The sequence below is a fragment of the Aquibium sp. A9E412 genome (genome assembly GCF_030398335.1).
In the GTDB taxonomy this organism is placed as follows: domain Bacteria; phylum Pseudomonadota; class Alphaproteobacteria; order Rhizobiales; family Rhizobiaceae; genus A9E412.
Genome location: NZ_JAOAOP010000027.1, coordinates 34762 through 46163 on the forward strand (window position 1 = coordinate 34762; position 11402 = coordinate 46163).

The following is an 11402-nucleotide window of genomic DNA, read 5'->3' on the forward strand; positions in this document are numbered from 1 at the left end:
CGACATCTTGACCGACCCGACCGTGACAAGCCTGGCCGACCTTTCCGACGCGCTCGATGCCGAGGCCCCGCTGCCGCCGATCGCGGTCGGCGGACTGGCGGCGGATTCGCGCGCCGTGGCGCCGGGCGACGTGTTCTTCGCGCTGCCCGGCAGCAAGGCCGACGGCGCGCGCTTCGCCGGCGAGGCGGTTGCGCGCGGCGCCGCCGCCATTGTCGCCGCGCGCGACGCCGACGTCGCAGAGCTGGCGGTGCCGGTGGTGCGCGTCGGCGATCCGCGCCGGGCGCTGGCGCTGGCGGCCGCGCGGCTCCATCCGCGCCAGCCGGCAACGATGGTCGCCGTCACCGGCACCAGCGGCAAGACCTCGGTCGCCGCCTTCACGCGGCAGATCTGGGCCGATGCCGGGCGCGCCGCGGCCAGCATCGGCACGACCGGCGTCACCGCGCCCGGCCGCGTCGAATACGGCTCGCTGACGACGCCCGATCCGATCGCGCTGCACCGGCTGCTCGACGAGCTCGCCGCGGCGGGCGTCAGCCATGCGGCGATGGAGGCCTCGAGCCACGGCCTCGACCAGCGCCGGCTCGACGGCGTGCGGCTGGCCGCCGGCGGCTTCACCAATCTCGGCCGCGACCACATGGACTACCACCCCACGGTGGAGGCCTATCACGCCGCCAAGATGCGGCTGTTCGACACGCTGCTGCCGAAGGGCGCGCCGGCCGTCATCTTCGCCGACGACGCCTGGTCGGCGCCGAGCGCGGCGGCGGCGCGGGCGGCCGGCCTCGAGGTGCTCACCGTCGGCCGCAAGGGCGGTTTCCTGACGCTCAAGCGCGTCGAGCACGAGCGCTTCCGCCAGCGCGCCGAGATCGCCCATGGCGGGCGCATCCACGAGATCGTGCTGCCGCTGGCCGGCGATTTCCAGATCGCCAACGCACTGGTCGCCGCCGGTCTCGCCATCGCCACCGGCAGCGACGCCGAGGCCGCGCTCGCGGCGCTGGCGCGGCTTTCCGGCGCGCCCGGCCGGCTCGAGCTCGTCGGCACCACGGCGGCCGGCGCGCCGGCCTATGTCGACTACGCGCACAAGCCCGACGCGCTGGAGAACGTGCTCGCCTCGGTGCGGCCCTTCACCACCGGCCGCGTCGTCGTCGTGTTCGGCTGCGGCGGCGACCGCGACCGCGGCAAGCGGCCGATCATGGGCGAGATCGCCGCGCGACTCGCCGACGTCGTCGTGGTCACCGACGACAATCCGCGCTCGGAGGAGCCGGCCGCGATCCGCGCCGCCATCCTGGCCGCCGCGCCCGGCGCCGAGGAGATCGGCGACCGCCGCCAGGCGATCCGCCGCGCCGTCGCCATGCTGGAGCCCGGCGACACGCTGATCGTCGCCGGCAAGGGGCACGAGCCGGGCCAGGAGATCGCCGGCCGCACGCTGCCCTTCTCCGACCACGAGGAGCTCGCCGCCGCGCTTCGGGAGGGCGCCGCATGAGCCTGTTGTGGACCATGGAGGCGCTGGTCGCGGCGACCGACGGGCGGCCGCTCGGCCGGCTGCCCGGGGGCATCACCGGCATCTCGATCGACAGCCGCACGCTCGCGCCCGGCGACGCCTTCTTCGCCATCACGGGCGACCGCTTCGACGGCCACGACTTCGCCGGCGCGGCGATGGCGGCAGGTGCCGCGCTGCTCGTCGTCTCGGAGGCCAAGCTGCCGGCGCTCGGCCGGCTGGCCGCGCCGATGCTCGTCGTGCCCGACGTGCTGGAGGCGCTGCGCGCGCTGGGCGCGGCGGCGCGCGCGCGCAGCAAGGCGAGGATCGTCGCCGTCACCGGCTCGGTCGGCAAGACGACGGCCAAGGAGATGCTGCGCCACGCGCTCGGCACCGTCGGCAGCGTGCACGCCGCCGACCGCTCCTTCAACAACCACTGGGGCGTGCCGCTGACGCTCGCCCGCATGCCGGCCGACAGCGACTATGCGGTGTTCGAGATCGGCATGAACCATGCCGGCGAGATCCGCCCGCTGGTCAAGCTGGTGCGCCCGCACGTCGCCATCGTCACGCTGATCGCCGCCGCCCATCTCGGCAACTTCAAGAACCTCGACGGCATCGCCGCGGCCAAGGCGGAGATCTTCGAGGGGCTCGAGCCGGGCGGCCACGCCGTCATCAACCGCGACGACCAGCGCTGGAAGCTTCTGTCGCGGCTGGCCGGCCAGGCGGGGGTGGAGAGCGTGCTCGGCTTCGGCGAGCACCAGCGCGCCCAGTTCAAGCTGGTCAAGTGCAAGCTCAACCCCGACAACTCCACCTTCACCGCCAAGATCGCCGGCCAGGAGGTGATCGCCAAGATGGGCGCGCCGGGCCGCCACATGGTGCAGAACGCGCTCGCCGTGATGGGCGCGGCGCATCTCGTCGGGGCCGATCTCGCCAAGGTGGCGATGGCGCTCGCCGAGTTCGCGCCCGACGAGGGCCGCGGCCGGCGCCACGCACTCGCCCATCCCGACGGCACGCTGACGCTGATCGACGAGAGCTACAACGCCAACCCGGCCTCCATGCGCGCCGCCATCCGGCTGCTCGACGCGGCGCCGGTGGGCGAGCGCGGCCGGCGCATCGCCGTGCTCGGCGACATGCTCGAGCTCGGCGCCCATTCGGCCAAGCTGCATGCCGGCCTGGCCGAGGCGATCGGCGAGACGGGCATCGACGTCGTGCTGCTCGCCGGGCCGGAGATGAAGGCGCTCGCCGACAGCCTCGAAGGCGGTTTCCAGGTCGAGTACCGCGACAGCGCGGAGGCGCTGCGGCCGCTGCTGATGAAGACCGTGCGCGCCGGCGACGCGGTGATGATCAAGTCGTCGAACGGCATGGGCTTCGCCCGGCTGGTGGCGGCGCTGACGACAACCTATCCGCCGCGGGCGGAGCGGCCGATGACGGCCTGAACCGAACCGCCGGGGGTTTCCCATGCTCTTGCTGCTCGTCGAACTCGCCGACACCTTCGCGGCCTTCAACGTCTTCCGCTACATCACCTTCCGCACCGGCGGCGCGCTCATCACCTCGGCGCTGATCGTCTTCCTGTTCGGGCCGGCGATCATCAACTCGCTGCGCGTGCGCCAGGGGCGCGGCCAGCCGATCCGCGCCGACGGGCCGCAGACCCACTTCAAGAAGGCCGGCACGCCGACGATGGGCGGGCTGATGATCCTGTGTGGCATCGTCGGCTCGTCGCTCTTGTGGGCGAACCTCGCCAGCGTCTATGTCTGGGCGGTGCTGATCGTGTCGGTCAGCTTCGGCCTGATCGGCCTCTACGACGACTATCTCAAGGTCACCAAGCAGTCGCATCTGGGCTTTTCCGGCAAGGCGCGGCTCGGCGCCGAGTTCGTCATCGCCGGCCTCGCGGCGTGGATCATCATGCGTGCCGGCCAGGCGCCGTTCTCCTCCTCGCTCACCTTTCCCTTCTTCAAGGACCTGCTGCTCAATCTCGGCATCTTCTTCGTGCCGTTCGCCGCCTTCGTCATCGTCGGCGCCGGCAACGCGGTGAACCTGACCGACGGGCTCGACGGGCTGGCCATCGTGCCGGTGATGGTGGCGGCCGCCTCGTTCGGCGTCATCGCCTACCTGTCGGGCAACGCCATCTTCGCCGACTACCTGCAGATCCACTTCGTGCCCGGCACCGGCGAGCTCGCCGTGGTGCTCGGCGCGGTGATCGGCGCCGGGCTCGGCTTCCTGTGGTTCAACGCGCCGCCGGCGGCGATCTTCATGGGCGACACCGGCTCGCTGGCGCTCGGCGGGCTGATCGGCACCATCGCGGTGGCCACCAAGCACGAGATCGTGCTGGCCATCATCGGCGGCCTGTTCGTCGTCGAGATCCTGTCGGTCATCGTCCAGGTGGCGGTGTTCAAGCTGACCGGCCGGCGCGTCTTCCTGATGGCGCCGATCCACCACCATTTCGAGAAGCTCGGCTGGACCGAGAGCCAGGTGGTCATCCGCTTCTGGATCATCGCGGTGATCCTGGCGCTGATCGGCCTGTCGACCCTCAAGCTGCGCTAGGGGCGGACGATGATCGCGGCGCACAGCTTCGACGGGCGCAAGGTGGCGGTGTTCGGGCTCGGCGGCTCGGGCCTGGCGACCGCGCGCGCGCTCGCCGAGGGCGGCGCGGCGGTGACCGCCTGGGACGACAACCCCGACAGCGTGGCGCGGGCCGGCGCGGCGGGCATCGCGACGGCCGACCTGCGCGCGCACGACTGGACCGGCACCGCGGCGCTGGTGCTGTCGCCCGGCGTGCCGCTCACCCATCCCCGGCCGCACTGGAGCGTGGCGCTGGCGCACGCGGCGGGGGCGGAGGTGATCGGCGACGTCGAGATCTTCTGCCGCGAGCGCCGGCGGCTGGCGCCGGACGCGCCGTTCGTCGCCATCACCGGCACCAACGGCAAGTCGACGACCACGGCGCTGATCGCCCACGTGCTGGCGGCGGCCGGCCGCGACGCGCAGATGGGCGGCAACATCGGCCGACCGGTCCTGTCGCTCGCGCCGCCGGCCGCCGCGCGCTGCCACGTGGTCGAGTGCTCGTCCTACCAGATCGACCTCGCCCCCTCGCTCGACCCGAGCGCCGGCGTGCTGCTCAACATCAGCCCCGACCATCTCGACCGGCACGGCACGATGGACGACTACGCCGCCATCAAGGCGCGGCTGGTGGAGGGCAGCGCGGTGGCGATCGTCGGCACCGACGACGCCCGCTCGGCGGCCGTCGCCGACCGGCTGCAGGCGGCCGGCCGCACGGTCCGGCGCATCGCGACGCGGACGCCGCCGGCCGACGGCCTGTTCGCCGACGGCGATACGCTGCTGGAGATCGCGGGCGGCCGGCGCACGCCGCTCGCCTCGCTCGCCGGCATCGGCGCGCTGCGCGGCCGGCACAACGCGCAGAACGCGCTCGCCGCGCTCGCCGCCTGCCTGGCCTGCGGGCTCAGCGCCGACGCGGTCCAGGCCGGCTTCGCCAGCTTCCCCGGCCTCGCCCACCGCATGGAGCAGGTGGCGCGGCGCGGCCGGGTGCTGTTCGTCAACGATTCCAAGGCGACCAACGCCGACGCCGCCGCGCCGGCGCTGTCGAGCTTCGAGCGCATCTACTGGATCGCCGGCGGCCTGCCCAAGCAGGGCGGCATCGACGGCCTGGCCCGCTTCTGGCCGCGCATCGCGCGCGCCTATCTGGTCGGCGAGGCGGCACCCGCATTCGCCGCCACCCTCGGCGGGGCGGTGCCCTACGAGATCGCCGGCACGATCGAGGCGGCCGTCGCGCGCGCCGCGGCCGACGCGGCGGCCGACCCGGCGGCCGAGCCGGTGGTGCTGTTGTCGCCGGCCTGCGCCAGCTTCGACCAGTTCCGCAATTTCGAGGTCCGCGGCGAGGCCTTCCGCGCCGCCGTCACCGCCCTCGACGACATCACCGTGATCGGAGGATAAGCCGATGGTCAGCCGCACCGACCGCAGCCCGGCCGCCAACTGGTGGTGGACCGTCGACCGCTGGCTGCTCGCCGCCTTCCTCAGCCTGATGGGGCTCGGGGTGGTGCTGTCCTTCGCCGCCAGCCCGGCCGTCGCCGAGCGCCTCGGCCTCGACAGCTTCCACTTCGTCACCCGCCAGATCATCTTCATGGTGCCGGCGCTGGCGGCGCTGATCGGCGTCTCGTTCCTCGACCCGCGCCATGTCCGCCGGCTGGCGCTGGTCATGCTGGCGGTCTCGCTGGTGCTGATGGTGGCGACGCTCTATGTCGGCCTGGAGGTCAAGGGCTCGCGCCGCTGGATCTATCTCGGCGGCCTGTCGGTGCAGCCGTCGGAGTATCTCAAGCCCGCCTTCGTGGTGATCTGCGCCTGGCTGTTCGCCGAGCACGCGCGCCAGCCGGAGATCCCCGGCAACCTGTTCGCCATGATCCTGCTCGGCCTGGTGCTGGCGCTGCTCGTCGCCCAGCCCGACCTCGGCCAGACGGTGCTGGTGCTCGGCACCTGGGGCGCGATGTTCTTCGTCGCCGGGCTGCCCTGGCTGTGGATCGGCCTGCTCGCCGCGCTCGCCGTCGGCGGCGGCGTGCTCGCCTATCTCAGCTTCCCGCACGTGGCCGGGCGCATCGACCGCTTCCTCACCGGCGAGGGCGACACCTTCCAGGTCGACATGGGCCGCGAGGCGCTGGTGCGCGGCGGCTGGTTCGGCCAGGGGCCGGGCGAGGGTACCGTCAAGCGCATCCTGCCCGACAGCCACACCGACTTCGTCTTCGCCGTGGCCGGCGAGGAGTTCGGCCTGGTGCTGTGCTTCATCATCATGGCGCTGTTCGCCTTCGTCGTCTTGCGCGGGCTGTGGATCGCCACGCGCGAGGGCGACGACTTCTCGCGCTTCGCCGTCAGCGGCCTGGTCATCCTGTTCGGCTTCCAGGCGATCATCAACATGGCGGTCAACCTGCAGATGATGCCGGCCAAGGGCATGACGCTGCCCTTCATCTCCTACGGCGGCTCGTCGCTGGTCGCCGTGGCGATCTCGATGGGCATGGTGCTGGCGCTGACGCGGCGCCGGCCGGAGAAGCGCCGGCCGGCCCATGCGCCGCTGCCGGCGACACCCGCGGCGGCCGGCTGACGATGCGGCGCGGCGTCATCCTGCTGTCGGCCGGCGGCACCGGCGGGCACCTGTTTCCCGCCGCCGCGCTGGCCGCCGCGCTCGGCGCGCGCGGCTGGCAGGTGCACCTGGTCACGGACCGGCGGGCCGAGCGCTTCGCCGCCGACTTTCCAGCCGAGGCGGTGCACGCCGTCGACGCCGCGACGATCGGTTCGCGCAATCCGCTCGCCCTGCTCAGGGCCGGCTGGACGATCTGGCGCGGGGTGCGCCAGGCCTCGGCGCTGATCGCGCGGCTGAGGCCGGCCGCCGTCGTCGGCTTCGGCGGCTATCCGACGCTGCCGCCGCTCTTTGCCGCCACGCGGCGCGGCGTGCCGACGCTGATCCACGAGCAGAACGCGGTGATGGGGCGCGCCAACCGGGCGCTTGCCGGGCGCGTCGCGGCGATCGCCGGCGGCTTCCTGCCCGAGGGCGAGGGCGCGCACGCGCACAAGACGGTGACGACGGGCAACCCGGTGCGCCCGCCGGTCGTCGCCGCCGCGCAGGCCGGCTACGCGCCGCCGGCCGCCGGCGCGCCGGTCCGGCTGCTCGTCTTCGGCGGCAGCCAGGGCGCGCAGTTCTTCTCGCAGGCGCTGCCCGCGGCGCTGGCGCTGCTGCCGGCGCGCGAGCGGGCGCGGCTCGCCGTCACCCAGCAGGCGCGGCCGGAGGACGAGACGGCGCTGCGCGCGGCCTATGCCGAGCTCGGCGTCGCGGCCGAGATTTCGCCGTTCTTTTCCGACATGGCCCGGCGCATGGCCGAAGCCCACCTCGTCATCGCCCGCGCCGGCGCCTCGACCGTCTCGGAGATCGCCGTGATCGGCCGGCCGGCGCTGCTCGTGCCCTATCCGCACGCGCTCGACCACGACCAGGCGGCGAACGCGGCTGCCCTGGCGGCGGCCGGCGGGGCGGAGGTGCACGCCCAGGCGATGCTGACGCCCGAGCGCCTGGCCGAGCGGCTCGGCACGCTGATCAACGCGCCCGAAAGGCTCGCCGCGATGGCCGGGGCGGCGCAGGCGGCCGGCCGGCCGCAGGCGGCCGAGTTGCTTGCCGACCTCACAGAAGCTATTGCGTCGGGCATGCCAATCGACGCCATCAAGCGCGGAGCGCGGCCATGACCATGCCGCAGACCATCGGGCTGATCCACTTCGTGGGGATCGGCGGCATCGGCATGAGCGGCATCGCCGAGGCGCTGCACACGCTCGGCTACCGCGTGCAGGGGACAGACCAGAACGACAGCGCCAACGTCCAGCGGCTGCGCGACAAGGGCATCGCCGTGGCGATCGGCCACGACGCGGCCCATCTCGGCGCGGCCGAGGTGGTGGTGGTGTCGACCGCCATCCGCAAGGACAATCCCGAGGTGGCGGCGGCGCGCGAGCGGCTGCTGCCGATCGTGCGGCGGGCCGAGATGCTGGCCGAGCTGATGCGCTTCCGCCAGTGCGTGGCGATCGGCGGCACGCACGGCAAGACCACGACCACCTCGATGGTCGCCGCGCTGCTCGAGGCCGGCGGGCTCGACCCGACCGTCATCAATGGCGGCATCATCAACGCCTACGGCACCAATGCGCGCATGGGCGAGGGCGAGTGGATGGTGGTCGAGGCCGACGAGAGCGACGGCACCTTCCTCAAGCTGCCGGCCGAGATCGCCGTCGTCACCAACATCGACCCCGAGCATCTCGACCACTACGGCTCGTTCGACAAGGTGCGCGAGGCGTTCCGCAGCTTCGTCGAGAACGTGCCGTTCTACGGCTTCGGCGTCATGTGCATCGACCACCCGGAGGTGCAGGCGCTGGTCTCGCGCATCGAGGACCGGCGCGTCGTCACCTACGGCGCCAATCCGCAGGCCGACGTGCGCTGCTTCGACCATCGCATGGACGACGCGGTGTCGGTGTTCAACGTGGCGCTGCGCGACCGGCGCTCGGGCGCGGTCGAGCGGATCGACGGCCTGCGCCTGCCAATGCCCGGCCAGCACAACGTGCTCAACGCCACCGCCGCGGTGGCCGTGGCGCACGAGCTCGGCATCGGCGCCGAGGCGATCCGCAAGGGGCTGTCGGGCTTCGGCGGCGTCAAGCGCCGCTTCACGCCGACGGGAAGCTGGAACGGCGTGCGCGTGTTCGACGACTACGGCCATCACCCGGTCGAGATCCGCGCCGTTCTCAAAGCGGCGCGCGACGCCGCGCGCGGCCGCGTCGTGGCGATCGCCCAGCCGCACCGCTACAGCCGGCTGCACGACCTCTACGACGATTTCGCTGCCTGCTTCCACGAGGCCGACACGGTGCTCGTTGCGCCGGTCTATCCGGCCGGCGAGGAGCCGATCGAGGGCGTCGACGCGGCCGGGCTGGTGGCGCGCATCCGCGCGGCCGGCCACCGCGACGCGCGGCTGATCGACGGACCCGAGGCGATCGCGCCGATCGTGCGCGCGCTGGCCGAGCCAGGCGATCTCGTCATCTTCCTCGGCGCCGGCAACATCACCCAGTGGGCCTACGCGCTGCCCGACGCGCTGGCGGCGGCCGAGGACGCCGCATGACCGACGGACGTGCGCTTCTCGACCGGCTCGGCGACCGGCTGGCCGGCCTGCGCGGCCGGCTGACGCCCGATGCCGGGATGGACAAGATCACCTGGTTCCGCGTCGGCGGCCCGGCCGAGGTGCTGTTCCAGCCGGCCGACGAGGAGGACCTGGCCGCCTTCCTGCGCGCCGTGCCGGACGACATTCCCGTCACCGTGGTCGGCATCGGCTCCAACCTTTTGGTGCGCGACGGCGGCATCGCCGGCTTCGTCGTGCGGCTTTCGGCGCGCGGCTTCGGCACCGCCGAACAGGTCGGCGAGCGGCAGATCCGCGCCGGCGCGGCGACGCCGGACAAGCGGCTGGCGGCGGTGGCGCTCGAGGCGGGGCTGGGCGGCTTCCACTTCTACCACGGCATTCCCGGCGGCGTCGGCGGCGCGCTGCGCATGAACGCCGGCGCCAACGGCGTGGAGACGCGCGAGCGCGTCGTCGAGGTGCGCGCGCTCGACCGCAGGGGCGAGCTGCACGTGCTCGCCAACGCCGACATGGGCTATGCCTACCGCCACGCGGCCGCGCCGGCCGATCTGATCTTCACCGCGGCGCTGTTCGAGGGCGAACCGGCCGAGCGCGAGCAGATCCGCCGCGACATGGACGCCGTGCAGCAGCACCGCGAGACGGTGCAGCCGATCCGCGAGAAGACCGGCGGCTCGACCTTCAAGAATCCGCCCGGGCATTCGGCCTGGAAGGTGATCGACGAGGCCGGCTGCCGCGGCCTGATGATCGGCGGCGCGCAGATGTCGCCGATGCACTGCAACTTCATGATCAACACCGGCACGGCGACCGGCTACGATCTCGAATATCTCGGCGAGACGGTGCGCGCGCGCGTGCTGGAGCATTCCGCCGTGCGGCTGGAATGGGAAATCCGGCGCATCGGCGCCTTCCGGCCCGGCCATGCCATCGACCCGTTCCTCGGGCTGATGCTGTAGCGGTTCGGGACGGCCGGGGCGAAAAAACCGGCCGCGCGGACTCGCCCGGACTTGCCAGCGACTCCCGTCTCTGATTCTTTGCTCGAAAGCGTTTCCTGATTTGAGTCGGTCGCCGGTGCGGTCCGGGGCTCTGTCCCGGACGGGTCCGATTCACGCGCCAATGCGGGGGAGCGCGGGGACGGGACGCGAGAGGGACGATCGCTCGATGGCGATGAAGCATGTGGCCGTGCTGATGGGGGGCTTTTCGGCCGAGCGACCGGTCAGCCTGTCGTCGGGCAAGGCCTGCGCCGATGCGCTGGAGGCCGAGGGCTACCGCGTCACCCGCATCGACGTCGACCGCGACGTGGCGCGCGTGCTGGCCGACCTCAAGCCCGACGTCGCCTTCAACGCGCTGCACGGCCCCTTTGGCGAGGACGGCACCGTCCAGGGCATCCTCGAATATCTCGCCATTCCCTACACGCATTCCGGCGTGCTCGCCTCGGCGCTCGCCATGCACAAGGAGCTCGCCAAGACCGTCGCCAGGGCGGCCGGCATTCCGGTCGCCGAGGCGCGCATTCTCGACCGCTTCCAGATCGGCAGCCGGCACCCGATGCCGCCGCCCTACGTGGTCAAGCCGGTCAATGAGGGCTCGAGCTTCGGCGTCGTCATCGTGCGCGAGGACCAGTCGCATCCGCCGCAGGTGATCGGCGCGCCGGACTGGAAGTACGGCGACACGGTGATGGTGGAGCGCTACGTGCACGGCCGCGAGCTGACCTGCGCGGTGATGGGCGACGTGGCGCTCGGCGTGTGCGAGATCGTGCCGGTCGGCCACGCCTTCTACGACTACGATTCGAAATACGTCGCCGGCGGCTCGAAACACGAATGCCCGGCAAAAATTTCACCGAATATTTACCAAAAGATACAGACACTCTCGCTCAAGGCGCACCAAGCGATCGGCTGCCGCGGCGTGTCCCGTTCGGACTTCCGCTACGACGACCGGTACTCGGAGAACGGCGAGGTCGTCTGGCTCGAGGTGAACACCCAGCCGGGCATGACGCCGACCTCCCTGGTGCCCGAGATCGCCGCCGAGGCGGGGCATGGGTTCGGTGAGCTGTTGCGTTGGATGGTGGAGGACGCCTCTTGTTCGCGTTGACGACAGGACATGACAGGCCGGCAAGCGCCGGTGCGCCGGCGAGGGCCGTCGTGCTGCCGCGCTGGCTGCGCCGTCCTGCGCGTCTCGTCACGCGGCTGGCGGCCGGCCGTTTCGAGCCGCCGCCCTTCGCCGCGACCGCGATGACGGCGGCGCTGTTCGCCGCCACCGGGCTCTACGGCGTGGCCGCCGGCGGCCAC

9 protein-coding genes are annotated in these 11402 nt (G+C 72.6%); all 9 read left to right on the plus strand.

Annotated elements, in window-relative coordinates:
• The first annotated feature begins 31 nt into the window (after positions 1 to 31).
• The 9 genes from N1F89_RS11675 (at position 32) to N1F89_RS11715 (ending at position 11205) form a co-directional block, all read left to right on the plus strand.
• On the plus strand, positions 32 to 1477 hold the full coding sequence (locus N1F89_RS11675; protein WP_290084276.1) for a UDP-N-acetylmuramoyl-L-alanyl-D-glutamate--2,6-diaminopimelate ligase: 1446 nt from the start codon (positions 32 to 34) through the stop codon (positions 1475 to 1477).
• Complete coding sequence (locus N1F89_RS11680; protein ID WP_290084267.1) at positions 1474 to 2907, plus strand: UDP-N-acetylmuramoylalanyl-D-glutamyl-2,6-diaminopimelate--D-alanyl-D-alanine ligase; 1434 nt, start codon at positions 1474 to 1476, stop codon at positions 2905 to 2907. The genes N1F89_RS11675 and N1F89_RS11680 overlap by 4 nt, the downstream gene beginning before the upstream one ends.
• Positions 2908 to 2929: 22 nt before the next feature.
• Positions 2930 to 4012, plus strand: coding sequence for a phospho-N-acetylmuramoyl-pentapeptide-transferase (mraY, locus tag N1F89_RS11685; RefSeq protein ID WP_290084268.1), 1083 nt, complete (start codon positions 2930 to 2932; stop codon positions 4010 to 4012).
• 9 nt (positions 4013 to 4021) lie between these two features.
• Positions 4022 to 5416 (plus strand): UDP-N-acetylmuramoyl-L-alanine--D-glutamate ligase, encoded by a 1395-nt coding sequence (gene murD, locus N1F89_RS11690; protein ID WP_290084269.1) that lies wholly within the window; start codon positions 4022 to 4024, stop codon positions 5414 to 5416.
• Positions 5417 to 5420: 4 nt separating this feature from the next.
• The gene (gene ftsW, locus N1F89_RS11695) at positions 5421 to 6572 is read left to right on the plus strand and encodes a putative lipid II flippase FtsW (protein ID WP_290084270.1); all 1152 of its coding nucleotides are present in this window, start codon (positions 5421 to 5423) and stop codon (positions 6570 to 6572) included.
• Positions 6573 to 6574: 2 nt separating this feature from the next.
• Entirely contained in the window at positions 6575 to 7702 is a 1128-nt protein-coding gene (gene murG / locus N1F89_RS11700) for an undecaprenyldiphospho-muramoylpentapeptide beta-N-acetylglucosaminyltransferase (RefSeq protein ID WP_290084271.1), read from the plus strand.
• Positions 7699 to 9111, plus strand: coding sequence for a UDP-N-acetylmuramate--L-alanine ligase (murC, locus tag N1F89_RS11705; RefSeq protein ID WP_290084272.1), 1413 nt, complete (start codon positions 7699 to 7701; stop codon positions 9109 to 9111). Before murG ends, murC begins: the two co-directional genes overlap by 4 nt.
• Positions 9108 to 10073 (plus strand): UDP-N-acetylmuramate dehydrogenase, encoded by a 966-nt coding sequence (murB, locus tag N1F89_RS11710; protein WP_290084273.1) that lies wholly within the window; start codon positions 9108 to 9110, stop codon positions 10071 to 10073. The genes murC and murB overlap by 4 nt, the downstream gene beginning before the upstream one ends.
• Positions 10074 to 10278: 205 nt before the next feature.
• Complete coding sequence (locus N1F89_RS11715; RefSeq protein ID WP_290084274.1) at positions 10279 to 11205, plus strand: D-alanine--D-alanine ligase; 927 nt, start codon at positions 10279 to 10281, stop codon at positions 11203 to 11205.
• Positions 11206 to 11402 lie beyond the last annotated feature (197 nt).

What these genes read in the sequence shown, in the direction of transcription:
- N1F89_RS11680 (WP_290084267.1), top strand. Translation starts at nt 1,474, where the DNA reads ATGAGCCTGTTGTGGACCATGGAGGCGCTGGTCGCGGCGACCGACGGG.
- mraY (WP_290084268.1), top strand. Translation starts at nt 2,930, where the DNA reads ATGCTCTTGCTGCTCGTCGAACTCGCCGACACCTTCGCGGCCTTCAAC.
- murD (WP_290084269.1), top strand. Translation starts at nt 4,022, where the DNA reads ATGATCGCGGCGCACAGCTTCGACGGGCGCAAGGTGGCGGTGTTCGGG.
- ftsW (WP_290084270.1), top strand. Translation starts at nt 5,421, where the DNA reads ATGGTCAGCCGCACCGACCGCAGCCCGGCCGCCAACTGGTGGTGGACC.
- murG (WP_290084271.1), top strand. Translation starts at nt 6,575, where the DNA reads ATGCGGCGCGGCGTCATCCTGCTGTCGGCCGGCGGCACCGGCGGGCAC.
- murC (WP_290084272.1), top strand. Translation starts at nt 7,699, where the DNA reads ATGACCATGCCGCAGACCATCGGGCTGATCCACTTCGTGGGGATCGGC.
- murB (WP_290084273.1), top strand. Translation starts at nt 9,108, where the DNA reads ATGACCGACGGACGTGCGCTTCTCGACCGGCTCGGCGACCGGCTGGCC.
- N1F89_RS11715 (WP_290084274.1), top strand. Translation starts at nt 10,279, where the DNA reads ATGGCGATGAAGCATGTGGCCGTGCTGATGGGGGGCTTTTCGGCCGAG.